This window comes from Klebsiella sp. 141251 (assembly GCF_050600725.1).
Lineage (GTDB): Bacteria > Pseudomonadota > Gammaproteobacteria > Enterobacterales > Enterobacteriaceae > Klebsiella > Klebsiella aerogenes.
This window is the reverse complement of record NZ_JAQIRG010000001.1, coordinates 125,388-150,732: the sequence shown is the minus strand read 5'-3', so window position 1 is coordinate 150,732 and position 25,345 is coordinate 125,388. Positions and strand designations below refer to the sequence as shown.

Sequence of the window (25,345 nt, the reverse complement as noted above, 5' to 3'; positions counted from 1 at the left end):
CAGGATCAACGTTATAATGGCCGCCTGGCTTTTATCGCAACGGAATTTTTATGCGCATCCTTCATACCTCCGACTGGCACCTCGGCCAGAACTTCTACAGCAAAAGCCGCGCGGACGAACACGCCGCCTTTCTCGACTGGCTGCTGGAACGCGCGCAGGAACACGAGGTGGATGCCATTATCGTCGCCGGCGATATTTTTGATACCGGCTCTCCGCCGAGCTACGCCCGCGAACTGTATAACCGTTTTGTCGTTCAGCTGCAGCCAACCGGCTGCCAGTTGGTGGTGCTGGCGGGCAACCACGATTCGGTGGCGACGTTAAACGAGTCGCGCGAAATACTCGCCTTCCTGAAAACCACCGTGGTCGCCAACGCCGGCCACGCGCCCTTTATCTTGCCGCGGCGCGACGGCACGCCCGGCGCAGTCTTCTGCCCGGTGCCGTTTTTGCGCCCGCGCGAACTGGTGGTCAGCCAGGCTGGCCACTCCAGCGGCGAAAAACAGCAGCAGTTGCTCACCGCCATCAGCGACTATTATCAGCAGCAATATCAGCAGGCCTGCGACCTGCGCGGCGAACGCGTATTACCGATTATTGCCAGCGGCCACCTCACCACCGTCGGCGCCAGCAAAAGCGACGCGGTCCGTGAAATCTATATCGGTACCCTCGACGCCTTCCCGGCCAACCACTTCCCGCCCGCCGATTACATCGCGCTCGGTCATATTCATCGCGCCCAGATGGTCGGCGGCTGCGAGCATATTCGCTACAGCGGTTCGCCGCTGCCGCTGAGTTTTGATGAAACCGGAAAAAACAAAAGCGTTAATCTGGTCTCATTCAGCGAGGGCAAGCTCAGTGAAGTCACCCCGCTAACGGTGCCGATCACCCAGCCGCTGGCGGTACTGAAAGGCGATTTCGCCAGCATCACCGAACAGCTTCAGCAGTGGCAGGATAGCGCGCAGCAGCCGCCGGTCTGGCTGGATATCGAAATCACCAGCGATGAATACCTGCACGATATCCAAAGAAAAATTCAGCAGCAGACCGAATCACTGCCGGTGGAAGTGCTGCTGGTGCGCCGCAGTCGCGCCCAGCGTGAACGCATTCTGGCCGGCGTTCAGCGAGAAACGCTGAGCGAACTGCAGGTGGAAGAGGTGTTTGCCCGCCGCCTGGCGCTGGAAACCCTTGATGCTCCACAGCAACAGCGGCTGGAGCAACTGTTTACGGAAACGCTGCATAGCCTGAACGGTGAGGAACACCTGTGAGAATCCTGAGCCTACGCCTGAAAAACCTTAACTCGCTGAAAGGCGAATGGAAAATCGACTTTACCGCTGAACCATTCGCCAGCAATGGGTTATTCGCGATTACCGGGCCGACCGGCGCCGGGAAAACCACCCTGTTAGATGCCATCTGTCTCGCGCTGTACCACGAAACGCCGCGCCTGAGCAGCGTATCGCAATCGCAAAACGATCTGATGACCCGCGACACCGCCGAGTGCCTGGCGGAAGTTGAATTTGAGGTCCGGGGCACCGCCTATCGCGCCTTCTGGAGCCAGAACCGCGCCCGCAACCAGCCGGATGGCAATCTACAGGCGCCGCGCGTTGAGCTGGCGCGCTGCGACGACGGTAAAATTCTTGCCGACAAGGTCAAAGACAAACTGGAGCTGACGGCATCAATTACCGGCCTCGACTATGGGCGCTTTACCCGTTCAATGCTGCTTTCGCAGGGACAATTCGCCGCTTTCCTCAATGCCAAACCGAAAGAGCGCGCCGAGCTGCTAGAAGAGCTGACCGGGACTGAAATTTACGGGCAAATTTCCGCGCAGGTCTTTGAAAAACATAAACTCGCCCGCATTGAGCTGGAGAAGCTGCAGGCGCAGGCCTCCGGCGTCGTACTATTAAATGATGAGCAGCAGCAGGCGTTACAGCAAAGTTTGCAAGTACTTACTGCTGAAGAACAGCAGCAGCTTGCCGAACAGACCCGCCAGCAAAATGCCCTACAGTGGCTGCGCCGCCGTCAGGAGCTAAACGCGGAAGCCACCCAGGCGCAGGCCGCTTTACAGCAGGCGTTACTGGCGCAGGAAGCCGCCGCGCCGCAGCTGGCTGCGCTACAAACCGCGCAGCCGGCAGAGCAACTGCGCCCATTATGGTCGCGGCTGCAGGAACACAGTACCGCGCTGGCGCAAACCCGCCGTCAGGTTGAGGAAGTAAATACTCGCTTACAGGACAGCCTGCGCCGTCGCGCCGGGATCCGCCTGGCAGCCCAACAACGCCTGGCTCAACTAGAATCCAGCCAGCAATCGTTAAATGAGTGGCTTAAAGCGCACGAGCGATTCCTGCAGTGGAGTACGGCGCTGGCAGGCTGGAAAGCCACCTTCCAACAGCTTAACCGCGACGCTCAGCAAGAGTTGACGCTACAGCAGCGCCTGCAGGATGCCAGCCGTAAGCTCGGCGAATTGCCGGCCACCGCGCTAACCCTCGATGCGCAGCAGGTCAGCCGCGAGCTGGCACAGCATGCCGCCGCCCGCCCGCTGCGCCAGCAGCTCTCAACCCTCCATCGCCAGCTGCAGCCGCTGTTCCTGCGTCTGCAGCAGCTACAGAGCGCGGAAAACGCCTCACAGCAGGAAAAAGAGAAGCTTGAAGCCGCGCTACAACAGCGCCGTCAGGCGTGGAAGGAAAAAAATCAACAGCTCAGCGATGTAAAAGCCATCTGCGAACTGGAAGCGCGTATCGCCGGGCTGGAAGCCGAGCGCGCCCGCCTGCAGCCAGGCGCGCCTTGTCCACTGTGCGGTTCCGCACATCATCCGGCGGTGGCGGAATACCAGGCGCTGGTGCCCGGCATCAACCAAACCCGCCGCGACGCGCTGGATCGGGAAGTGCGACAGCTGGCGGAAGAAGGCGCGCAGCTGCGCGGCCAGCTTGAAGCGTTGCTTAAACAACAGCAAAAAGACGCTGACGAGAAAACATCGCTTCTGCAGCAGGAGCAAGCGCTCACCTCTCAATGGCAAGCCACCCTCGCGGAATTAGCGATCGCGCTAACGCCGCAGGATGATATTGCCGGCTGGCTTGATAGCCAACAGCAGCATGAACAGCAGCTGTATCAGCATCAACAACGACTGGCCTGGCAGGCGCAACAGCAAGAGAGCCAGCAGCAGCTCCAGCAGTTACAGCAGGATCTCGAACAGCGCCGTCGCGCCCTGCAGGCGGAACTGGAGGTTTATTCCCTGGCGCTTCCGCCTGCCGCGGAGGCTAACGACTGGCTGGCCCAGCGCGAAGCCGAGACCCACAGCTGGCAGGCGAAACAAAATGAAGCCGCCGCGCTGCAGGAGCAACGCCAACAGCTAACGCCGCTGCTGGAAACCCTGCCCGAGTCAACGGAAACCGTCGTTCCCGCGCCGCTGGAGGGCTGGCGGCAGGTGCATGATGATTGCCTGGCGCTACAGAGCCAGTGGCAAACGCTGGGCCAGCAGGAAAGCCAACAGCAGGCGCAGGTGAAGGAAAGCGAAAAGCAGTTTACCGCCGCGCTGGCCGCCAGCCCGTTTGCCGACCAAACGGCCTTTCTTGCCGCTTTGCTTGACGAGGCTAGCCGCCAGCGGCTGGAACAACTCAAGCAGACGCTGGAAAAAGAAGTTCAGCAGAACCAAACGCTGGCCCTGCGGGCGCAGGCGTCGCTTGAACGCCATCAGCAACAGCCGCCCGGCGATATTGATATCAACCAGCCGCTGGAGCAGCGAGAGAATAGGCTGGAGCAACTGGCGCGCCAGTTGCGGGAAAACAGCGCCCGTCAGGGTGAGATCCGCCAGCAGTTGAAGCAAAACAGCGATAACCAACAGCGCCAGCAATCATTACGCCAGCAGATGGAACAAGCCGCGCAGCAGGTCGAAGACTGGGCCTGGCTGAATGCGCTCATTGGTTCAAAAGAGGGCGATAAGTTCCGTAAATTCGCCCAGGGGCTGACGCTGGATAATCTGGTGTGGCTGGCTAACCAGCAGCTCAACCGCCTGCATGGTCGCTACTTGCTGCAACGCAAAGCCAGCGAGGCGCTGGAGCTGGAAGTGGTGGACACCTGGCAGGCCGACGCGGTGCGCGATACCCGCACGCTTTCCGGCGGCGAAAGCTTCCTTGTGAGCCTCGCGCTGGCGCTGGCGCTATCTGACCTGGTGAGCCATAAGACGCGAATTGATTCGCTCTTCCTTGATGAAGGATTCGGCACCCTGGATAGCGAAACGCTGGATACCGCGCTGGATGCGCTCGACGCGCTTAACGCCAGCGGCAAAGTTATTGGCGTGATTAGCCACGTCGAGGCGATGAAAGAACGCATCCCGGTGCAGATTAAAGTGAAAAAGATAAACGGTCTGGGATACAGCCGGTTGGAGAAAGCGTTTGCGGTGGAGTGAAGTCTTCTCCTCACCCTAACCCTCTCCCCACTGGGGGGAGAGGGAATGAGATTATAGCGGCCACAGCCATGCCGCGCCGCGTACGCCGCTGGAATCGCCATGCATCGCCTGGCGAATCGGCGTCTCGCATTCTCCGCCGAATACCCACTGTTTCATCAGCCCCGGAACCGTTTGATACAGACGTTCGACGTTGCTCATCCCGCCGCCTAACACAATGACATCCGGATCGAGGATATTCACCACGTGCGCCAGCGATTTCGCCAGCCGCTGCTCGTAGCGGCGCAGCGCCAGTTCGGCCTTTTCGTCACCTTCTCCCACCAGGCGCATAATCTCGCGGCCGGTTAATGGTTTTCCGCTTAGCCGCTGATAGTCGGTGGCGAAACCGGTGCCGGAAATAAAGGTTTCAATACACCCCTGCTTGCCGCAATAACAAGGCACTTGCTGACGATAGCGCAGCTCATCTTCATCCATCCACGGCAGCGGGTTGTGTCCCCATTCGCCGGCTGTACCATTGCCGCCGATATGCGCGCGCCCGTTCAACGCCACCCCCGCGCCGCAGCCGGTACCGATAATGACCGCAAACACGGTTTGCGCCCCCGCGGCCGCGCCATCGACCGCTTCCGAAACCGCCAGGCAGTTAGCATCGTTGGCAAGCCGGACCTCACGATTGAGGCGCAGGCTGAGGTCTTTATCGAAGGGCTGGCCGTTCAGCCAGGTCGAGTTGGCGTTTTTCACCACCCCACTATATGGCGAAATCGAGCCGGGGATGCCCATACCGACGGTGCCGCGCTGCCCGGTCGCCTGCTCGGCCATCTCCACCAGCGAGGCAATGGTCTCGATGGTCTGGCGATAATCCTCCCGCGGGGTTGGCAAGCGGTGGCGAAATAACTGCTGGCCCTGCTCACTCAGGGCGATGACTTCTGTTTTTGTTCCACCTAAATCAATACCAATACGCACAGTCTGCTCCTCACCCCGATTAACAATGCAAGCATAGCGACAATTCGCTATCATGCCCGCCTGATTTAACGACAAAGCCGTGGAAATTATCATGCTGTGGTTCAAAAATTTAATGGTTTACCGTCTGAGCCGCGATATCGAATTGCGCGCCGAAGAGATGGAAAAACAGCTGGCCGAGCTGACATTTACCCCTTGTGGCAGCCAGGATATGGCGAAAACCGGTTGGGTATCGCCGATGGGATCGCACAGCGACGCGCTGACGCATACGGCAAACGGCCAGATCGTTATCTGCGCCCGTAAAGAAGAAAAGATCCTGCCGTCGCCGGTGATCAAACAGGCGCTGGAAGCGAAGATCCTCAAGCTCGAAGCCGATCAGGGCCGCAAGCTGAAGAAAACGGAAAAAGATTCGCTGAAAGATGAAGTGCTGCACTCGCTGCTGCCGCGCGCCTTTAGCCGCTTCAGCCAGACGATGATGTGGATCGATACCGTCAATGGCCTGATCATGGTGGACTGCGCCAGCGCGAAGAAAGCGGAAGATACGCTGGCGCTGCTGCGTAAAACGCTGGGCTCGCTGCCGGTGGTGCCGCTGACGCTGGAAAATCCGATCGAGCTGACGCTGACCGAATGGGTGCGCTCCGGTAGCGTGGCTCAGGGCTTCCAGCTGCTTGACGAAGCTGAATTGAAAGCGATGCTGGAAGATGGCGGCGTGATCCGCGCGAAGAAACAGGATCTGGTGAGCGATGAGATCGCCGTACATATCGAAGCGGGTAAAGTGGTCACCAAACTGGCGCTCGACTGGCAGCAGCGTATCCAGTTTATGATCTGCGACGACGCATCGATCAAACGTCTGAAGTTCTGCGACGAATTACGTGACCAGAATGAAGATATTGACCGCGAAGATTTTGCGCAGCGTTTTGACGCCGACTTTATCTTAATGACCGGCGAGCTGGCGGCATTGATCCAAAACCTGGTAGAAGGCCTCGGCGGCGAAGCTCAGCGCTAAGGCATCACCTTCCTGCCGAGCCCGGAAAGTGGACGCGGCAGGAAGGCGCTTAAATTACAGATAACGGCACAGGTAGGAAGTCGGTTCCGCCACCTGCAGGTGGAATTCGCTATTACCCGGCACGTTAAACACTTCACCTGCCGCGTACACCTTCCATTCCGTTTCCCCCGGTAACAGCACGTTCAACGCGCCGCTGACCACGGTCATCTCTTCCGGCTGGGCGGTGCCAAAGGCGTACTCACCCTCTTCCATCACTCCAACGCTGGCGCGGCCGGTACTGCTGCTGGTGAAGCCGATAGATTTCACTTTCCCTGAAAAATACTCATTGCTTTGAAGCATAAACAAGACCTTATCATCGTTGGTTGAAGCTTCAATATAGGGGGCGCTCCTTGCCCCTGTCACGTAAAATTAATCGATAACGTCGGGTTAAACTAATAGTTCTGCCGCCAGTCGCGAAACCAGCACATTTGACAATAATACCGGGACATCCAGCGCCTTTTGTAATACGTCGCGGTGATGCTGATGATAGCCAAGACAGTCGAGCACCAGTACATCCGCCCCCTGTTCGACTAAACCTCTTCCTGCATCCAGCAGATCGCTGTCGCTGCCGCCCATCGGGTTCGCCAGCGCATAGTAAGGCGTATTTTCTAAAGTGAGCCACTTTTGCCGCTGTAGAGGCAGGACTTCTTCAACAGGTACAATCACGCCCACCTGATGGCCATCGACGATCGAGGCCACCAGCGGCGGAATAATCCGTTCAGGCTCAAGAAGGATAGCGTTGTGCGTCGCAAGGCCGCTCAACTGTTCGGAACTGAGAAGAAGAATGACATCATATTCCTGCCGATCCAGCATCTCGATAACGCAGCGCAGATCGCGCTCCACCTTTTGGCGGGAGACTTCCACCAGTTGGTTATCATTAAGTAAGGTCAGCAGCCCCTGGTCGCCGGATTCCACGGCATAATCTTCCATAACGTCTTCACGCGTCATTTTACCTAACAGGCTAATATGGGTGATCTGCTCTTCCCTGATATGTTCGGTTAACAGCGGCAAAACTTCCGCCACCGGCGCCACGCCAATGGTCAAAATTGCCATCGTTGCACTCATATCATGTACCTTTTCACTACCACTGCTTCAACACAGGCTTTTCACACACGACATCCGCCCCCCTGGTGAGTAAAAATCAACCGTCGAGAAGCGTAGCAGCTCAGCGGCGCTGCGGAATGTAAAGATTCCAGAAGCTTCAGAGTCGCTCCTGAAAAATCCGTGTGTTAGGTATTCATTAGTACCATTGATGAATTAAAAATGTGAGCTGAGCCCGGTATTGCCATCTTCATGGCACAAACCGGACCGGGGGATTATGTTTTTTCGGGATCTTCGTAGCGCCGTTTAGCGTCTAACGCTTCCTGCTCGGAGGGATGTTCGCTGATCAGCGAATCGGGTGTCGGGTAATCCGCACGCAGCTGATACCAGGTGACCGTCTGACCCGCGGCGCCTTTTTCGACGGCGACAACGCGTGCTTGTCTCGGATAAGGGGGTCTGTTTGGCATTGTTCTTCCTTTTTCGGCTGTCAGAACAATTAAGTATAGGCTCCGCTTTCCCCCCTGACCCAGGTAAAATCCTAACTTACCGTCACATCGCACAGCATGGTCATAATCTGTTCAACCACCGCATCCGGCGTCGCGGTGGCGTCTACGGTATGATGGGCGGTTTCGCGGTACAGGGCTTCCCGCTGCGCCAACACTTCGCCGACTTCCTCGCGGACGGGCTTACCGGTCAGCGTTGGACGCTGTTCCGCCTGCGGGTATGCTTCCAGACGCTCGATTAAGGCGTTAACAGAAGCCTGCAGATAAATCACGATGCCGTTTTCACGCATAAACAGACGATTACGTTCAGCGAGAATAATTCCTCCGCCGGTCGCAATAACCGTATCCGGCAGCGTAACGGCCTTCAGCGACAGCGTCTCCAGTTCACGAAAGCGTTCCCAGCCCTCTTTCTGCACGATTTCCGCTACCGTGCGTTTCTCATGCGCCTGCAAACGATGATCGGTATCGGAAAACTGGAAATGCAGCGCGCGCGCCAGGGCATGGCCGATAGTCGTTTTACCGCAGCCTCGCGGCCCGATGAGAAAAATTGGTTGTGTCATTACCGAAGACCCCCTGGTTCCGCGTGTCGCGGAGAAATAAAGGCGAAAAGTACGCCATGATACCTGCAAATGCCTGCCACGATAACCGTAAAATAATCGTTACATTTTTTAGGGAACCCTATTTACCACAGAGTTTGAATGGATTCCGCATGTAAACTTATCATTGCATTTAGTGTTATGCCAGCTTTACTTAAAGGCGACGGATTATTTTTTATCCATTCCTTGCCGTAAACGGTAACACATTTCTGCACAGCTTTACGCTGCAACATATTTACAACACCGCCCGACCGTCGCACTCTGACGGTAAATGACCCGTGTGACAGAGGAATGTATCATGCAATCTGAAGAACAACGCCTTATTGATGGCCTGTTTTCCCGTTTAAAAGAGGCCGAGACGCACAGCGCATCGCGCGACGCCAGCGCCGAGGAGCGGATTGCCCAGCACGTAACCCAGCAGCCGGCGGCCCCGTACTATATGGCGCAAACTATCCTGATTCAGGAAGCGGCTATCAAACAACTTAACGACCGCATTCAGGCGCTGGAGGCTCAGGTTAGCCAGCTACAGGCGGCAAAACCGAGCAGCGGCGGGTTCCTGTCGGGCCTGTTCGGCGGCGGCCAGTCCCGCGGCTCCGATCCGATTCCTGGGGCCGAGCAATATGGCCGCCCGCAGGCCAATAACGCGCAACCGCAGTATGCGCCGCAGCAAAACTATGCCCCGCAGGCGGCAGGCCGCAGCGGCGGTGGCTTTATGGCGGGTGCGCTACAAACCGCGGCCGGGGTGGCAGGCGGCGTAGTGTTGGGCAATATGCTGACCAATATGTTCAGTGGTTCACACCCGCAGGAGATTGTGAACATCATCGATGAACAGCAGCCGCAGCAGCAACAAGACGTCAGCCCGGCGCTGGATAATAACGCCGCCGAGGATCCGTTCCGCCAGCAGGACGATCCTTTCCTGGCGGACAACAACACCCTTGACTCCGATTTCGACGCCGGCTTCGGCAATGACGATGATTTCGGTAGCGATGACGACAGCTGGGTTTAATCCTGCTGACGTTTAACCGCAAGCAGCCACTTCTCCAGCTCGGCGGCGAATAACTGCCGATCGCGCTGCGATAAACTATCCGGGCCACCGGTCTGTACGCCGCTGGCCCGCATCGTCTCCATAAAATCACGCATCGTCAGGCGCTCGCGAATGGTCGCCTCACTGTAGCGCTCGCCGCGCGGATTCAGCGCCGCCCCTCCTTTCGCCAGCACTTCCGCCGCCAGCGGGATGTCAGCGGTGATCACCAAATCGCCCGGTTCACAGAGACGGACAATCTCGTTATCGGCAACATCAAAACCCTGCGCCACCCTTAGCGCGCGGACGTAGCGCGACGGTGGAACCCGCAGCGACTGGTTGGCGACCAGCGTCAGCGGCGTCTGCGTGCGTTCGGCGGCGCGGAACAAAATTTCTTTAATGACATTCGGACACGCGTCCGCATCTACCCAAATCGCCATTTCGGCTCCTGTCGTCGGCAAAGGTTGCGACATTGTCGCCTGCTTTTCTCCCCCAGAAAAGCGCCAGGATGATAAGCTAGTGGAATCGTAACGAAAAATGCAGAGGGGAAAGGTAATGGATAAGAAAATTGGCTTTATCGGCTGCGGTAACATGGGTAAAGCCATTCTCGGCGGCCTGATCGCCAGCGGACAAATGCAACCGGCGCAAATCTGGGTCTATACCCCATCGCCGGACAAAGTTGCCGCCCTGCATGACCAGTACGGTATTAATGCGGCGGAAAGCGCGCAGGAAGTCGCTCAGGTCGCCGATATCGTCTTCGGCGCGGTGAAGCCGGGGATCATGACCAAGGTATTAAGCGATATCGCTTCCAGTCTGAACAAAGATTCGCTGGTGGTCTCGATAGCCGCAGGCGTCACGCTGGATCAGCTGGCGCGCGCGCTGGGCCACGATCGCAAAATTATTCGCGCCATGCCGAACACGCCGTCGCTGGTGAACGCCGGGATGACCTCCGTGACGCCAAACGCGCTGGTCAGCGCGGAAGAGATCGCCGAGGTATTAACCATTTTCCGCTGCTTCGGCCAGGCGGAAACCATCGCCGAACCGATGATTCACCCGGTGGTTGGCGTCAGCGGTTCCGCGCCGGCTTACGTCTTTATGTTTATCGAAGCCATGGCCGATGCCGCCGTTCTCGGCGGTATGCCGCGCGCGCAGGCCTACAAATTCGCCGCGCAGGCGGTCATGGGGTCAGCGAAGATGGTACTGGAAAGCGGCGAACATCCGGGCGCGCTGAAAGATATGGTCTGCTCGCCGGGCGGCACCACCATTGAAGCGGTTCGCGTACTGGAAGAAAAAGGTTTCCGTTCAGCCGTTATCGAAGCAATGGCGAAGTGTATGGAAAAATCAGAGCAACTGAGCCGTTCCTGATAATCCTCAAAGAGACTACGGGTGAGGCGCCACCGCCCCACCCGTCATCTTATTTCTTCAGGCAGGTACTCATAAACTTATTACGATCGTCACCCTTCAGCGATTTCGACGACGCTTCTTTGCTACAAGCGCTCATCTTCTGCTGTTGAGGCGTCAGCGTCTTGCCGGCCGCTGGCGCATCTTTCTTCAGGCAATTGCTCATAAAGGCTTTACGTTCATCCCCCTTCAGCGACTTTGACGCCGCTTCGGTATTACATACGCTCATTTTCTGCTGCTGAGGCGTTAACGTTTTATCTGCGGCACTTACCGCGGCAACAAAGACCAAACCAAAAAGTAGGGTTACCAGAAATGTTATTTTCATCACACCATCCCTCTGTTAGTGGATCTCTGTAAGTCTGGTCGCTATCAGCAAAAAAACCAGCCGGTAACGTAAATTCGTTACCGGCCGCGGGTTATTTCAGACCCAGCGCGTCTTTCATGGTGTAAAACAGATCGGTCTGGTCGGTAAGACCCACCACGTTGCCCGCATGCGGGCCATAGGCGGCAATACGCAGTTGGGTGCCGGTGTGTTCCATCGACTCTTCTTCAGAGTTGCCATAGCTCATCACCATTACCGCGCCATCTTTGGTCGTCAGCGCCTGGGTCAGGCCCGGCGCTTTCGTGTCGGCCGGGATAATCTGGCTGGAGTGGGCGTGATCGGCGGTGACGATCACCAGGGTATTACCCTCTTTTTTGGCAAATTCCAGCGCTTTCTGTACCGCTTCATCGAGGTCGACGGTTTCGCCAATCTGGCCGCAAGGGTTTGCCGCGTGGTCCTGTTTATCGATAGACGCCCCCTCAACCTGCAGGAAGAAACCTTTCTCGTTGCGGCTCAGGAGATCAATCGCTTTTTCGGTCATCTGCGCCAGCGTCGGTACGGAAGCATCGCGTTTCGGGTTTGGGGTACAGGTTACCGGCGGTTTGTCGATATTGCCGTGATAAGAGGCTTTCGGGCCTTCCCACCGCACCGGCATATTGCCGTCGGAGAACAGACCGAGCAGCGGTTTACCCTGATTTGCTTCGCTGATAGCGGCGAGAGAGGCGGCGTCGGTCACAATCTGATAGCCGCGAGCGACCGCCTGCTCATGCAGGGTTTTCCCCTGCCACTCCCCTGCGGTCGCCGTTTCAGCAAAGGTCTTCGCCCCGCCGCCTAAAGAGACATCCGGACGGGCATTCAGCAGTTGTTCGGTGATAGAGCCCTTGCCGCCTTTTTCGAGCGTGTTGCTGGCGCATTTTTCGCTGGTCACGCTGGGACCATAGCATTTACGCGAGGTCACATGGGCCACCTGCGCCGCCGGCGTCGCATCCTGCAGCTCAGCCGTCGAGACATTGCCGGTGGCAAGACCCGCGGCTTTCGCCAGCTCAAGGATGGTCTGATGATCTTTTTCGTGGATATCAACGCCCAGCGCGCCGTTATAGCTTTTCACGCCGGTGGTCCACGCGGTTGCCGAAGCGGCGGAATCCGTCACGTAATCCGGTTTGCCGGTTTTTTTATCCAGAGAATAATGAGTGTACTGGCCCGTCAGCGGCAGGGCATCAATACCTTTAAAGAAACCGCCGGCGCCTTCGGCATAATTTCGTGCGGCGGTAATTTCTGAATCGCCCATGCCATCGCCAATGAGCAAAATAATATTTTTCGCCGGCTTATTGATTAAAGAAGCGCGCAGCGCTTCGGTCTGATCGCCCGTTAAACGGCGCGCGCCGCCTGGGGTCGTGATATCGCCCTGGGCCGCGCGATTTTCCAGCACCGGCGAAGAAGTTGTTTGTGCATGAATAACCGGGGGAGCCAGCAGCGGTAACAGGGCAATAAAGAGGGCAGATAATTTCACTTTGTCGTCTCCATGTAAAAAATACTTAAAAAACAAAACGAGGGAGACTTTATAAAAGTGGTGTGACAGAAAAATGACAGCATCCTTACTGGTCACATGATTAGTTACGAGGATGCCGGAGCAGCTTTTTTATATATTGCTGCAGAAGTTGGGTGTCACGGTCGTCCACCAGCGGTCCGGGCTTTACCTGCTCCATGGCGGTTTCGATATCCTGAATCAAACGTTGCTGCGCATCCTCAGCCATATGGCGCAGCAGCGCGGTGACGACAATTTCCAGCGCCTCAACCTGTACCGTCAGCTCTTTTGCCTCTTCTTCTTTTTGCGCCAGATTGACCAACAGCTCAGCAATGAGATTTTTCATTACGCATTATCCTTAAGCAACATCCATAATGGCCTAGTTATGTCATACATCGGCATATCGATACCAGAATTATTTTCAAATAATAGGGTTATTCCTGCAATAATATTCAGCGAAACGTTTTTATTACCGCCAGGCAACAAAGGGAAAGCCCCTATTATTAATAGCAAAAAGATAATTCTATAACCAAATTTAATAGTAAATAATAAAATGGAATATGTGTCGCACTATTTAAGGATAACTAAAGGTAATGGTTAATAGCTATATCAGCTGATTAATATAAGGCGCCCTTATGAGCGCCCAATATTTTTATTTAAACGGCCGCGCGGCGGCTACGGCGTAACATAATCGCCAGTTGCCAGATATTAATCAGGACAATCAACGCAGTGGCAATAAACACCCAGCGGAACCCCGCCATTGCCGAGACCGAAGCGCCAATGAGCGGCCCGGCGACATTACCCAGATACATAAATGACTGGTTATAACCGAAAATACGCCCGGTGACGTTATCGCTGCAGTATTTCAAGAGCAGCGTCTGAACCGCCGGTAACATCGCGCCGTCGGCAAAGCCCAGCAGGAAGCGCAATACCCCGAGCTGCAGCGGCGAGGTCACGAACGACATCGCAAAGAACATCACCACCGCGCAGCATAACGTCGCCAGCAAAATGCGCGACGTCCCGATGCGATCGCCGAGTTTTCCCAGGCGAGGCGCGGAAATCAATGCCGAAATCCCCGGTACGGCGGCAATCATCCCCGCCAGAAACGCGATATTGTTGCTGTCCGGCGCCATCGACTTGATAAATAACGCCAGAATTGGCCCGATAGAGCCGTTACACAACTGGATAACCAGGGTGGTGAAAAACAGGCTAATCACCAGCCCCGGATGGGTCAATGAAGCAAAGACCGCTTTGCCGCTCAGGCGTTCAGCTTTGCTCACTTGCGGCCGGGCGCCCTCTTTAATCAGAAACAACGTCACGAGGAAACTGACCGTCAGTAAAATCGCGGTAATGAAAAACACCGCCCGCAGGCCGACGTGGTCAGCAAGAAAACCGCCGAGCAACGGGCCGCCGATCACGCCGCTTATCTGCGCCGTCGACAGCGTACTGAGCGCCCAACCGCTGCGTTCACGCGGCACCTGCGAGGCCACCAGCGCCATGGCGTTGGGAATATAACCGGAGGTCAGCCCCATTACCGCACGCAAAATAAATAGCTGCCAGACGTTGTTCGCAAAAGCCTGCAGCAAAATCGCAATCGCCATACCAAGGGAGGCGCGCAGCAGCATGAGTTTGCGCCCTTTGCGGTCTGCCAGGCTCCCCCACATCGGCGAGACAATCGCCGACACCAGGAAGGTGACGCTAAAGGTCAAGCCCGACCACATCGACAGCGCTTCGTGTGAGGTAACGCCCAACTGAGAGACATACAGCGGTAAGAAGGGCAGAATTTGACTGATGGCGAGTCCGGTGAAAAAGCAGCCGAACCAGACAGAAATGAGATTAACCTTCCAGGATTCCATAACTACGCGTATTCATTAGTGTTTCGTTAATTATTACCTAGCTTAGCAATTTCCGTCTTCGCACGTAGTACCAGAGATGCGCATGCCGCGAGTTTGGTGTTTTATCGCCCTGACCGCGGAGTAGACAAACATAATCGAAGATAACCGCATTGTCGTCAGTGGGATGTGCTGAGGCACATCGGCGGATAGTGGCGAATGCGCAGCATTTAACCCTCTGCTGTAAAGGGTAAAGATTCAGGCAGCCATCTCGCTAAAACACATGCTATGTTATGTGTTTTGATGTAATCAGGATGGAAGTTGAAATGGCTAAAATGAGGGTTGGGATCGTTTTTGGCGGTAAGTCGGCAGAACATGAAGTGTCGCTGCAGTCAGCCAAAAATATCGTCGAAGCAATTGATAAGACACGCTTTGATGTTGTGCTGCTGGGAATCGATAAACAGGGGCTTTGGCATATCAACGATGCCAGCAACTATCTGCTGAACCCGCAGGATCCTGCCCATATCGCGCTGCGCCCGTCCGACGTGACGCTGGCGCAAATTCCTGGTCGCGATGCCCATCAGTTGATCAACGCCGATAGCGGCCAGCCGCTGGCGGCCATCGACGTCATCTTCCCGATTGTTCACGGCACCCTTGGCGAAGATGGTTCGCTGCAGGGGATGCTGCGGATGGCGAATTTGCCGTTCGTCGGCTCCGATGTGCTGGGCTCCGCCGCCTGCATGGATAAAGACGTCACTAAACGCCTGCTACGCGATGCCGGTCTGTCGATTGCGCCGTTCATCACCCTGACTCGCGCCAACCGCCAGCAGTTCAGCTTTGCCGATGTCAAAGCGAAGCTGGGACTACCGCTGTTCGTGAAGCCCGCGAACCAGGGTTCTTCCGTCGGCGTCAGCAAAGTGAAGAGCGAAGAAGAGTATCGGCAGGCCGTCGCGTTAGCCTTTGAATTCGACCATAAAGTGGTGGTTGAACAAGGGATTAAGGGCCGTGAAATCGAGTGCGCGGTGCTGGGCAATGATTATCCCCAGGCCAGCACCTGCGGGGAGATCGTACTCAATAGCGAATTCTATGCCTACGATACCAAGTACATCGATGACAAAGGCGCGCAGGTGGTGGTTCCGGCAGCCATCGCCCCGGAGATCAACGACAAAATCCGCGATATCGCCGTCCGCGCTTATCAAACGCTCGGCTGCAGCGGAATGGCCCGCGTTGACGTCTTCCTGACGGAAGATAACGAGGTGGTGATCAACGAAATCAACACGCTGCCGGGCTTCACCAACATCAGTATGTATCCGAAGCTGTGGCAGGCCAGCGGCCTGGATTACACCAGCCTGATAAGCCGCCTGATCGAGCTGGCGCTGGAGCGCCACGCCGCCGACCGCGCGCTGAAAACCTCAATGAACTAAGCATCTTTCCCGGGTAGCGGCGTACCGCCTTACCCGGGCTACCGCGGTGCCGTTATTTTGTCGGATGGCGGCTAACGCCTTATCCGACCTACGGTCCGTGCGGCCTGCTGTTAATTTCTTCACCACGCTGGCTGACACTACTGGTGCTCTCCCCCCCCCCGGTGGTGCTGCTACAGCGCTTTGCGATTTGGTAGCCCGGAGAAGGCGCAACGCGCCGCGTCCGGGAAAAACCCTTAAAAAGTCGCAAACCGATAACAGTATCTACGCCGGCATGTGATCTGTAGGCCCGCGCAAGCGTAGCGCCGCCGGGCAATAACCGCGGGTAAAAAGCCACTTTCGCGCCGGATGGCGGCGGCGACTGGCCGCCCTCTGTGCGCTCCCTGCGCCATGAGAGACATAACGCAGAAGAATTATCGGGAGCGCAATGTGCCTGGAAACACCACAGAACAACCGTTTTTCCAGGGCGAAACGATCGCAAACCGATAATAATAACTACCACGTCTTGCCGGGGATATTACGCCTCTTCTGCCGGACGGCGGCGAATAACAAATCCCGCCAGCCAGAAGCTCACTACCCACGTCACCAGACCGACGGCATAAGATTGCCAGCCCTGCGCGTCAAACCCCAACAGCCCCACCACGCCATTGAGAATAAAAATTAACCCCAGCGCAAACGCGTAGTAGTGCCAGTCACGGCGGATTTTGTCGGTCAGCTTCATAACGACTCCTGCGGAAAAAAAACATCATCGCATAGCCGCCCGCCGCGCCAACAAGATTGTTCGCACAATGCGAAGCCGCTCTCCCTTTTGTGCAATGCGGGCTCGCCGACAGTTTTGTCAAAACAGGATTATTCCTGGCAGAAATTACCAGCAATCTGATACAGGGAAACGCCCGGCGCTGCCAGAATTCCTGTCTATAGAGCTGGAGGAAAAACCAGCGGAACAGGTGTTGCGGAGGTTTATATGGCTGAATTTACGTTTTCTAAAACGCTGATGGGGAGCAACAAAAAGAAGGTATCGATCACCAGCGGTAACATTGCCTACGCGCTTTTTGTTCTGCTGTGCATCTGGGCCGGCGCGCAAATGTTGAGCATGCTGGTACACGCGCCAGGCGTATTCGAACATCTCATTCAGATTCAGGATACCAACCGCCCGCGCATTGAGATTGGGCTCGGCGTCGGTACCCTGTTCGGTTTAATTCCGTTCCTGTTTGGTAGCCTGCTGGTCGGCGCGCTGGGGCTTATCCTACGCTGGTACCATAACCGTTAACGACGCGCCATACAGCTGGCGCGGCGATCGTCGACCCGCTTAGCAAACCACGCGGTAGTAAGATTGCGGGTGATTTTCGGGCTTTCCAGTTGGATCCCCGGCAACATCTCGCGCGGAAGCGTTTTCCCGGCCTTTTTCTCGGCGATTTTGAATATTTTCTTATACAAATCGCTCTCTTCAAACGCCAGGCTATCGCCCTTCTTCAGTTGGCGATGGATATCGCCATCGCTCATCCCCAACTGCCCGGCTAAACGGCGCACCGCCAGCTCAGTCGTACCGGGTTCATCGCTGTCATAACGAATAAGATCGCCATCCAGCGCCAGCTTAACGCCGGTGGCTTTAACCACCGCATTCTGGAAGGCGGCGTTACGGCTAGCATACCAACCGGCATTGAAATCAGCAAAGCGGTACAGCGGCACGCTATAGTTAGCCGGGTAGTTGAGCAGATGATAGGTGCCGAACCACAACCCGCCGCGCAGGCTGAAGACTTCCTGGCGCACGGTGCCGTCCATTTTCCACGGATAGCCATCGGTGTGCTGCTGGGCAAAGGCGATGCTTACCTGCATTGGCCCGCCGGTATGCACCGGGTTGAGAGAGCCGAACAGCTTCTGGCCCATCGGCACCATGCCAATGAAGTCATCAAAAATCGCGCTTAGCTGTTTTTCCGTTTTGACGTTATCGAGGCGCTCGCTGTAACTTTTACCGTTCGGCGAGGTAATTTTCAGCGCGGTATGCACCAGAAATACCGGGATATGCATTTTTTCCGCCCGACGGTCAATTTCCTGCCAGGCGATTTTATTCAGGCCCGGCACCGCCGGATCGGCCTGATAGTTTGATTCCTGCTGCGCGACCGCCAGCACCGAACAGACGTTTTCTTCCGTCGGCGCCAGCTTCTGGCTGTCAAAGGTTTTGGCAATCGCCTGCGCCCAGGCCTCGCGGTCTTTGATGCTGGCAGGCATTTTTTGCCGCACCACGGCGGCGACATCCACCGGCTTCTCGCCTTCTTTCAACTTAGGCGCCTGCTGGCTGGTACAGGCGCTCAGCACCAACCCGGCCAGCAGCGTAAAAGAGAGTGAAACACCGCGAGAAACCTGCGCCATAAACCTTCCTTGCATTCATTAATTAATTAACGGTTGAAGAGACTTCCTGCAGCCCTTTGTTATCCAGTTCGCGCTCAAAGCTGCGCAGACGTTTATAGATGGACATCAGTTCCACCAGCGTGGTCCACGAACTAATCAGATACTGGAACGAGCCGCGAACCTGGCCGAACACGTTGGTGATCTGGGTCATCAGGCCGAGCGTAATCGTACCGGCGACAATCGACGGAAACAGCAGGAACAAGCCGAAAACGTTATCCACCTGCAGGTAAAGAATACGGGCAATATTGAAATACATATAGTGGAAATAGAGACGGAAGTAGTTGTGGCGCACCGCGCTGAACAGCTCGCGCACGGTCGGCGGCGTGGCGCGGTTGGCGTCATCCTCGCCATACACCAGCTCTTTACGATAGGCGGCTTCTACGCGCTGGTTTTTAAATTGCAGGCCCGGCAGCTTGATCCCGACCACCGCCAGCAGCCCGGTTCCCATCAGCGACCACACGATAGCGGCAATCACCAGCCCATACGGTAAATGGCCAACGATCGGCAGGTCCGGCACATGCGCCGACAGCGAAACCAGCACCGGCAGGAAGGCAATCAGCGTCATTACCGCATTAATAAAGCTTACGCCCATATCTTCAAGCGTCGCGGCGAAGCGCATGGTGTCTTCCTGCACACGCTGAGCGGCACCTTCGATATGGCGCAGATGCTGCCAGTGTTCCATATAGTGTTCGTTCATCGCGGTACGCCAGCGGAACACATAGTGGCTTACGAAGAAGTTATTCAGCACGCCAATCACCACCGCAATCAGCGCGATGCCAAGAAAAATGCCAATCTCGTGGTAGAACTGATTGATGCTGACCTTGTGCGGCGTGGCCAGCGCGCTCTGAATCAAGTCATAGAACGGCGCATACCAGGCGTTGATAGCCACCCCAACTTCCACCAAAAACCAGGTGACAAAAATAATCAACGAGGTGCCGAGAATAGACCAGTATTGCCAGCGATGCGGGCTATAGATAAACCAGAACAGCGCGAAGGCGCCGACGCAGAACAGGTAATACGCGTAAAACACCAAATAGTTGAGCGACCAGAACCGCGCCGCGCTGATGGCGACATCCTGCGATGCGCCGGTTATCCGCAGCAGCCAGTCGCCGCCGCCCGCCTGCCAAAAGATCACCGCCAGCAGCGACCAGATAAAGGCAGAAATAAAAAACGGCCCCGGTTTGGGGAAAAAAGCTTTAAACATCGTACTCTCCTGCTAACTTCTTATCGTTCTGTTTTTGCTGTGTACCACACGTACGCCCGCCGCAACGCGCGGCGGCGAAGTAAAGCGGACCCATGATGAGACCGGATATCAGCGACTTAGTTCGTCTGCCATTCGGCAAGAATTGTTTCTACGGGTTTCACGCGTAAAGGATTATCGGGAAGGGTGAAAGTCCGCCACACCTCGTTATAGTGAGCGATCAGCGTTTTAGCCTCGGCGGCGGCGCGATTGGCGGTGGTATGGGCATCTTCGGCAATGGTGATGGCGTAGCCGCGGCTGGCGCCGTTTTTGATGGTGGTATCGACGCAATAATCGGTCGCGCAGCCGCAGATAACAAAAGCGTGAGTTCCGTTCTCGCGCAGCACCTGTTCAAGATCGGTTTTATAAAACGCATCACAGGCCGTTTTGGTGACGTAGCGCGCCCCGGCGGGTTGCGCCAGTTCAGGCAGCAGCGCGAATCCTTCGCTTCCTTCTTCCAGGCCGCCTGCTTCAGCGTGCTGAATGAAAATAACGCTATCGGCGGCGTGAATCAGGCGATTGATTTGCGCTACGCAGCGTTCGCGATCGACACGCGGCGTCTCGAATACGCCGTTTTGCATATCCACTACCATCAGAACCCGTTGAGATGCCATCACCACTCTCTTTTATAAGATGAATAAGAGCTTAATCATACGCGTCAGGCGGAAAAGCAGATATCTGAAAGCGGAAAAAAGTCATTTTTACGCACCGTTACGCTTTTCTGTGAAATATTGTCGTTATTCCCACTTTGCTCGCCGCGACTTCGTAGTATAAATACGGTGTATATTCCCCTAATAAACGATGGATGCCTCCGTTGAAACGTAGTTTGCTCATTTTTGCTGCGCTGTGCGCGGCGTCGTGGACCTCAGCCCAGGCGGTTCAGCCGAGCGTTGATCCGGTATTTACTTCTGATGTGGTCGACCGCTTCGCCGAACATATTTATTACGGCAGCGGCGCCACCGGCATGGCGATGGTGGTTATCGACGGCAACCAGCGCGTATTCCGCAGCTTCGGCGAAACCCGTCCGGGTAATAATCAGCATCCACAATTGGATTCCGTTATCCGCATCGCCTCTCTGAGTAAGCTGATGACCAGTGAAATGCTGGTGAAACTGCTCGATCAGGGAGTGGTTAAGCTTGACGATCCGCTGAGTAAATACGCGCCGCCTGGCGCGCGGGTGCCAACCTACCAGGGCGTACCGATTACGCTGGTCAATCTCGCAACCCACACCAGCGCCCTGCCGCGCGAGCAGCCCGGCGGCGCGGCGCATCGCCCGGTATTCGTCTGGCCGACCCGCCAGCAGCGCTGGAACTGGCTGTCGACGGCTACGCTTAAAACCACGCCGGGTTCGCAGGCGGCCTATTCCAACCTGGCCTTCGACCTGCTGGCCGATGCGCTATCGACCGCCGCCGGTAAGCCCTACCCGCAGCTGTTTGAAGAACAAATCACCCGCCCGCTCGGCATGAAGGACACCACCTTCACCCCATCGCCGGATCAGTGTCAGCGCTTGATGGTGGCGGAGAAAGGCGCCAGCCCGTGTAATAACACCCTCGCGGCCATCGGCAGCGGCGGCGTGTATTCGACCCCGGGCGATATGATGCGCTGGATGCAGCAGTTCCTCTCTTCGGATTTCTATACTCGCGGCCAGCAGGCCGATCGCATGCAGACGCTGATTTATCAACGTACCCAGCTCACCCGAGTGATCGGCATGGATGTTCCGGGTAAAGCCGATGCGCTGGGTCTTGGCTGGGTGTACATGAAGCCGAAAAACGGCCATCCGGGCATTATTCAGAAAACCGGCGGCGGCGGCGGATTTATTACCTATATGGCGATGAACCCGCAGGCTAACGTCGGGGTCTTCGTGGTGGTGACCCGTTCCGCGTTGACCCGTTTCAGCGCCATGAGCGACGGCGTCAACGACCTCGTCAGCGCCTTAAGCGGCGTGCAGCCGAATATGGAAACCGCCAGCCAGTAATCGTTGCGGGATGTTTTGCCACTGATTGTTAAGGATCGTTTTGGCGAAACATCCCGCTGTCGTTTGCGGTACACTACCTTCTTTCATTTCACAAAATCAGGCAAACCATGACAGATTTAATCACTCGCCCACGCCGCCTGCGTCAATCCGCCTCGCTGCGCGCCATGTTTGAAGAGACAACACTGAGTTTGAACGACCTGGTGTTGCCGATCTTTGTTGAAGAAGAAATTGACGATTACAAAGCCATCGAAGCGATGCCTGGCGTCATGCGTATTCCGGAAAAACATCTGGCGCGCGAAATTGAGCGCATCGCCAACGCCGGGATTCGTTCAGTGATGACCTTTGGTATTTCCCACCATACCGACGCGACCGGTAGCGATACCTGGAATGAAAACGGTCTGGTGGCGCGCATGACCCGTATCGCCAAACAGGCGGTGCCGGAAATGATCGTCATGTCCGATACCTGCTTCTGCGAATACACCTCGCACGGCCACTGCGGCGTGTTGTGCGAGCACGGCGTCGATAACGATGCGACTCTGGAAAACCTCGGTAAGCAGGCGGTAGTCGCCGCGGCCGCCGGCGCTGATTTCATCGCGCCATCCGCCGCGATGGATGGACAGGTACAGGCGATCCGCCGTTCGCTGGATGCCGCAGGCTTTACCAATACCGCGATTATGTCTTACTCAACCAAATTCGCGTCATCGTTCTACGGCCCGTTCCGCGAAGCCGCCGGTACCGCGCTGAAGGGCGATCGTAAAACTTACCAGATGAGCCCGATGAACCGTCGCGAGGCAATTCGCGAGTCATTGCTTGATGAAGCCCAGGGCGCGGACTGCCTGATGGTGAAACCGGCCGGCGCCTATCTGGATATCCTGCGTGATATCCGCGAGCGCAGCAACCTGCCGCTCGGCGCTTATCAGGTCAGCGGCGAGTACGCGATGATCAAATTTGCCGCGCAGGCTGGCGCAATCGACGAAGAGAAAGTGGTTCTGGAAAGCCTTGGCGCAATTAAACGCGCGGGCGCGGACCTGATCTTCAGCTATTTCGCCCTCGATCTGGCCGAGAAAAAAATCCTGCGTTAAACCTGCCCTCTCCCCGGTAGCGCTGACGCTTACCGGGGCTACCTTGTAGCCCGGATGAGGCGTGAGCCGCTATCCGGGAATCAGATTTTGCGTGCTGCTTTCCATCTTCCGTGACGGCTCCTTGGCGAACCTTCTCTTCTCCTTTAACGTCTTAAATAACATTATAAACGCTGTCTACCAGGAGAAGCTGTGGTTGCTTATCGACGCTATTACATCAAGGGGGGAACCTGGTTCTTTACCGTTAATTTGAAGGACCGTAGAAGCATGCTTCTGACTGAAAGAATTGCATTATTTCGCTACTCCGTTTCCGTTGTAAAACAACGTTGCCCTTTTATCATTAATGCCTGGGTGGTATTGCCTGAACATCTCCACTGTATCTGGACACTTCCCAACACTGATGACGATTTTTCTTCCCGCTGGCGCGATATCAAAGGCTGCTTTAGCAGAACATTAAAACGACAACATATCTGGCAACCTCGCTTCTGGGAGCATGCCATACGTGATGAAGAAGATTATCGCCGCCTTGTTGATTACATACATATCAATCCATTAAAACATGGCTGGGTTACGCAGGTTATAGATTGGCCATTTTCAACCTTTCATCGAGATGTCCAACGCGGGCTATATCCTGCAAACTGGGCTGGCGAAAGCTTGGATCTTAGCTGCGGCGAACGCCGATAGCCCCTCCCCGGTGGCGCTGACGCTTACCGGGGCTACAAATCGGCGCCGACCGTAGCCCGGATAAGGCGTAAGCCGCTATCCGGGAATTCTCCCGGTGGCGCTGACGCTATCCGGGAAACCTCGCCTGCTGAGACCGAATCTTCACCGAATTGTAATCTGAACGACATCTGCGCCTTCTACTGTCTGGGCAGGACAGAGGAGGAGTCACTATGTTTAGTCTCGACAACGTTCTCGATGACCTGTGGCCTCAGGCGAGGCCCGCCCCCTGGCAGAAAAAGGTGTTGAAAAAGCTTCTGCATGAAGAAGAGTTCCAGCACTTTGCCGCCCGCCATCGTCACCTGAAAGGACTGGATACGGTCGAACAGGTCCTCGAACATCTCAATATCCGCTGCGCTATCCCGGCGCATGACCTTGAACAAATCCCCGAACATGGCCCGCTGGTGATTATCGCCAACCATCCGACCGGGACGCTCGATGGGCTCGCCCTGCTTTATGCGGTCTCCCGCGTGCGGCGCGATGTCAAAGTCGTCACTAACCGTATGCTGACCCATCTTGAACCGCTAAGCTCGCTGTTTATTCCGGTGGATAATATCAACGGCCGTACCGCCAAAGCGGCGCTGCAGCAGATGGACCAGCAGCTGCTGCAGGGCGGCGTGCTGATCTTCTTCCCGGCGGGGGAAGTCTCGCGCCTGACCCGCCGCGGCATCCGTGATAAAAAATGGCATCCCGGCTTCATCAAGCTGGCGGCGAAATACCGCGCGCCGCTGCTGCCGGCCTGGATCCGCGCCCACAACAGCCCGCTGTTCTACGCCAGCGCCCTGCTCTCCGAGAATCTGCCGCTGCTGCTGTTAATGCAGCAGATGTTTCGCCGCCGCGATAGCAGCTTGCCGTTGCGCATTGGCCAGCAAATCGCGTGGTCATCGTGGCATCAGCCGCAGCTTTCCGCCCGCGAACTGGCGGACCGGTGCTACCGCCACGTCGAGCGCCTCGGTAAAGGACACCCCGGCCTGTTTAAAAGCGAAAGCGCGATCGCCCGCCCGGAAGACCGCGCGCTGCTCAAACGCGAGCTGGCAAAAACCGAATGTTTAGGCAAAACCACGGACGGTAAACTGATTTATCTGTGGCAACGCAACGGCCAGGAAGAGGCACCGCTGCTACGCGAACTGGGCCGTCTGCGGGAGATAGCCTTCCGGGCGGTCGGCGAAGGCAGCGGCAAACGCCGCGATATTGATAGCTACGATGATGACTACCTGCACCTGATTTTATGGGATGAAGAGGATCTGGAGATCGTCGGCGCCTATCGTTTTATGCCTACCGCCATGCAACTGGAGAAACGGGGAGTGGAGGGCATCTACAGCTACAGCCTGTTCCACTACGACGCGCGGATGGACGATATTCTGCAGCACGGGATTGAACTGGGGCGCAGCTTCATTCAGCCGCGCTACTGGGGACGCCGCGGGCTGGATTATCTCTGGTCAGGCATCGGCGCCTGGCTGGCGAGAAACCCGCACTATCGCTATCTTTTTGGCCCGGTCTCGATTTCCGGCGGACTGCCGCCCGATGCCCGCGATTTGCTGGTCGCCTTCTACCGCTTATGGTTTCCGGCGACGCATCCGCTGGCCAAATCGCGCCGCCCCTACCCAGCTTCGCTACCCGACGTGCTGGCGCAGTTTGGCGGCGAGGATTACACCGAAGACCTGACGCGGCTGAAGTCGCTGCTCGGCAACCTCGGCTGCGCCATTCCGCCGCTGTATAAACAGTACTCGGAAGTGTGCGAGCCGGGCGGCGTGCAGTTTATCGATTTCGGCAGCGATCCGGACTTTAATCACTGCGTCGATGGGCTAGTACTGGTGGATTTAACCTACCTCAAAGCCAACCGCTACCAGCGCTACATCGGCGCGCATCTCTAGCCG

At 56.4% G+C, this 25,345-nt stretch carries 25 protein-coding genes; 11 read left to right on the top strand and 14 right to left on the bottom strand.

Features of this window, described 5'->3' with window-relative positions; all coding sequences use genetic code 11:
* Window positions 1-50 precede the first annotated feature (50 nt).
* Both sbcD and sbcC read left to right on the top strand, forming a co-directional pair.
* Complete coding sequence (sbcD, locus tag PGR09_RS00725) at window positions 51-1,253, top strand: exonuclease subunit SbcD (protein ID WP_063416625.1); 1,203 nt, start codon at window positions 51-53, stop codon at window positions 1,251-1,253.
* On the top strand, window positions 1,250-4,384 hold the full coding sequence (sbcC, locus tag PGR09_RS00720; protein ID WP_430915730.1) for an exonuclease subunit SbcC: 3,135 nt from the start codon (window positions 1,250-1,252) through the stop codon (window positions 4,382-4,384). The genes sbcD and sbcC overlap by 4 nt, the downstream gene beginning before the upstream one ends.
* Before the next feature lie 51 nt (window positions 4,385-4,435).
* On the opposite strand, the gene mak is transcribed toward sbcC, so the two are convergent.
* The gene (gene mak, locus PGR09_RS00715) at window positions 4,436-5,341 is read right to left on the bottom strand and encodes a fructokinase (RefSeq protein ID WP_049061872.1); all 906 of its coding nucleotides are present in this window, start codon (window positions 5,339-5,341) and stop codon (window positions 4,436-4,438) included.
* 91 nt (window positions 5,342-5,432) lie between these two features.
* Between mak and rdgC the strand changes: the two genes are divergently transcribed.
* Window positions 5,433-6,344 (top strand): recombination-associated protein RdgC, encoded by a 912-nt coding sequence (gene rdgC, locus PGR09_RS00710; protein WP_049061870.1) that lies wholly within the window; start codon window positions 5,433-5,435, stop codon window positions 6,342-6,344.
* A 54-nt stretch (window positions 6,345-6,398) separates the two neighbouring features.
* On the opposite strand, the gene ppnP is transcribed toward rdgC, so the two are convergent.
* The 4 genes from ppnP to aroL all read right to left on the bottom strand — a co-directional run bounded on the left by ppnP (window position 6,399) and on the right by aroL (window position 8,487).
* Window positions 6,399-6,683, bottom strand: coding sequence for a pyrimidine/purine nucleoside phosphorylase (gene ppnP / locus PGR09_RS00705; RefSeq protein WP_047044546.1), 285 nt, complete (start codon window positions 6,681-6,683; stop codon window positions 6,399-6,401).
* 87 nt (window positions 6,684-6,770) lie between these two features.
* A complete protein-coding gene (locus tag PGR09_RS00700; RefSeq protein WP_015704547.1) occupies window positions 6,771-7,448 on the bottom strand; it encodes an AroM family protein in 678 nt (225 codons plus the stop codon).
* Window positions 7,449-7,699: 251 nt separating this feature from the next.
* Window positions 7,700-7,891: a YaiA family protein gene (locus PGR09_RS00695; protein WP_015368019.1), complete on the bottom strand. Its 192-nt coding sequence runs from the start codon at window positions 7,889-7,891 to the stop codon at window positions 7,700-7,702.
* Between the two features lie 71 nt (window positions 7,892-7,962).
* Complete coding sequence (gene aroL, locus PGR09_RS00690; RefSeq protein WP_032707531.1) at window positions 7,963-8,487, bottom strand: shikimate kinase AroL; 525 nt, start codon at window positions 8,485-8,487, stop codon at window positions 7,963-7,965.
* Window positions 8,488-8,821: 334 nt separating this feature from the next.
* Between aroL and PGR09_RS00685 the strand changes: the two genes are divergently transcribed.
* Window positions 8,822-9,529, top strand: a complete 708-nt coding sequence (locus tag PGR09_RS00685; protein ID WP_047078667.1) for a DUF2076 domain-containing protein — start codon at window positions 8,822-8,824, stop codon at window positions 9,527-9,529.
* Here PGR09_RS00685 and PGR09_RS00680 read toward each other — a convergent pair.
* Window positions 9,526-9,984 (bottom strand): YaiI/YqxD family protein, encoded by a 459-nt coding sequence (locus PGR09_RS00680; protein ID WP_015368022.1) that lies wholly within the window; start codon window positions 9,982-9,984, stop codon window positions 9,526-9,528. The two genes, PGR09_RS00685 and PGR09_RS00680, sit on opposite strands and share 4 nt — an antisense overlap.
* A gap of 115 nt (window positions 9,985-10,099) precedes the next feature.
* On the opposite strand from PGR09_RS00680, the gene proC reads away from it, so the two are divergent.
* Window positions 10,100-10,909, top strand: coding sequence for a pyrroline-5-carboxylate reductase (gene proC, locus PGR09_RS00675; protein WP_316423048.1), 810 nt, complete (start codon window positions 10,100-10,102; stop codon window positions 10,907-10,909).
* 49 nt (window positions 10,910-10,958) lie between these two features.
* On the opposite strand, the gene PGR09_RS00670 is transcribed toward proC, so the two are convergent.
* The 4 genes from PGR09_RS00670 to PGR09_RS00655 all read right to left on the bottom strand — a co-directional run bounded on the left by PGR09_RS00670 (window position 10,959) and on the right by PGR09_RS00655 (window position 14,648).
* Complete coding sequence (locus tag PGR09_RS00670) at window positions 10,959-11,270, bottom strand: PsiF family protein (RefSeq protein ID WP_047078668.1); 312 nt, start codon at window positions 11,268-11,270, stop codon at window positions 10,959-10,961.
* Between the two features lie 91 nt (window positions 11,271-11,361).
* Window positions 11,362-12,777, bottom strand: coding sequence for an alkaline phosphatase (gene phoA / locus PGR09_RS00665; RefSeq protein ID WP_430915729.1), 1,416 nt, complete (start codon window positions 12,775-12,777; stop codon window positions 11,362-11,364).
* Window positions 12,778-12,877: 100 nt separating this feature from the next.
* A complete protein-coding gene (iraP, locus tag PGR09_RS00660; protein ID WP_015368026.1) occupies window positions 12,878-13,138 on the bottom strand; it encodes an anti-adapter protein IraP in 261 nt (86 codons plus the stop codon).
* Window positions 13,139-13,448: 310 nt separating this feature from the next.
* Window positions 13,449-14,648 (bottom strand): multidrug efflux MFS transporter, encoded by a 1,200-nt coding sequence (locus PGR09_RS00655; RefSeq protein WP_045390975.1) that lies wholly within the window; start codon window positions 14,646-14,648, stop codon window positions 13,449-13,451.
* 302 nt (window positions 14,649-14,950) lie between these two features.
* Between PGR09_RS00655 and ddlA the strand changes: the two genes are divergently transcribed.
* The gene (ddlA, locus tag PGR09_RS00650; protein WP_045390977.1) at window positions 14,951-16,048 is read left to right on the top strand and encodes a D-alanine--D-alanine ligase; all 1,098 of its coding nucleotides are present in this window, start codon (window positions 14,951-14,953) and stop codon (window positions 16,046-16,048) included.
* A gap of 514 nt (window positions 16,049-16,562) precedes the next feature.
* Here the strand turns inward: ddlA and PGR09_RS00645 are convergent.
* A complete protein-coding gene (locus tag PGR09_RS00645; RefSeq protein WP_045390980.1) occupies window positions 16,563-16,766 on the bottom strand; it encodes a DUF2754 family protein in 204 nt (67 codons plus the stop codon).
* A 243-nt stretch (window positions 16,767-17,009) separates the two neighbouring features.
* Here PGR09_RS00645 and PGR09_RS00640 point away from each other — a divergent pair, with 243 nt between their 5' ends.
* Window positions 17,010-17,315, top strand: coding sequence for a DUF2755 family protein (locus PGR09_RS00640; RefSeq protein ID WP_015704540.1), 306 nt, complete (start codon window positions 17,010-17,012; stop codon window positions 17,313-17,315).
* Here PGR09_RS00640 and PGR09_RS00635 read toward each other — a convergent pair.
* The 3 genes from PGR09_RS00635 to PGR09_RS00625 form a co-directional block, all read right to left on the bottom strand.
* On the bottom strand, window positions 17,312-18,415 hold the full coding sequence (locus PGR09_RS00635) for a DUF1615 domain-containing protein (protein WP_316423049.1): 1,104 nt from the start codon (window positions 18,413-18,415) through the stop codon (window positions 17,312-17,314). The genes PGR09_RS00640 and PGR09_RS00635 overlap by 4 nt on opposite strands.
* Window positions 18,416-18,437: 22 nt before the next feature.
* Complete coding sequence (gene sbmA, locus PGR09_RS00630; protein WP_046884025.1) at window positions 18,438-19,658, bottom strand: peptide antibiotic transporter SbmA; 1,221 nt, start codon at window positions 19,656-19,658, stop codon at window positions 18,438-18,440.
* A gap of 116 nt (window positions 19,659-19,774) precedes the next feature.
* Window positions 19,775-20,287 carry an isochorismatase family protein gene (locus PGR09_RS00625; protein WP_161801920.1) on the bottom strand — a complete coding sequence of 171 codons (513 nt, stop codon included), beginning with the start codon at window positions 20,285-20,287 and terminating at the stop codon, window positions 19,775-19,777.
* Window positions 20,288-20,508: 221 nt separating this feature from the next.
* On the opposite strand from PGR09_RS00625, the gene ampH reads away from it, so the two are divergent.
* The 4 genes from ampH (at window position 20,509) to PGR09_RS00605 (ending at window position 25,342) form a co-directional block, all read left to right on the top strand.
* Complete coding sequence (ampH, locus tag PGR09_RS00620) at window positions 20,509-21,669, top strand: D-alanyl-D-alanine-carboxypeptidase/endopeptidase AmpH (RefSeq protein WP_020079517.1); 1,161 nt, start codon at window positions 20,509-20,511, stop codon at window positions 21,667-21,669.
* A gap of 107 nt (window positions 21,670-21,776) precedes the next feature.
* Window positions 21,777-22,751, top strand: a complete 975-nt coding sequence (hemB, locus tag PGR09_RS00615) for a porphobilinogen synthase (RefSeq protein WP_015368036.1) — start codon at window positions 21,777-21,779, stop codon at window positions 22,749-22,751.
* A gap of 189 nt (window positions 22,752-22,940) precedes the next feature.
* The gene (locus PGR09_RS00610) at window positions 22,941-23,432 is read left to right on the top strand and encodes an REP-associated tyrosine transposase (RefSeq protein ID WP_430915728.1); all 492 of its coding nucleotides are present in this window, start codon (window positions 22,941-22,943) and stop codon (window positions 23,430-23,432) included.
* 209 nt (window positions 23,433-23,641) lie between these two features.
* A complete protein-coding gene (locus tag PGR09_RS00605; RefSeq protein ID WP_289578281.1) occupies window positions 23,642-25,342 on the top strand; it encodes a lysophospholipid acyltransferase family protein in 1,701 nt (566 codons plus the stop codon).
* The last annotated feature ends 3 nt before the right edge of the window (window positions 25,343-25,345 follow it).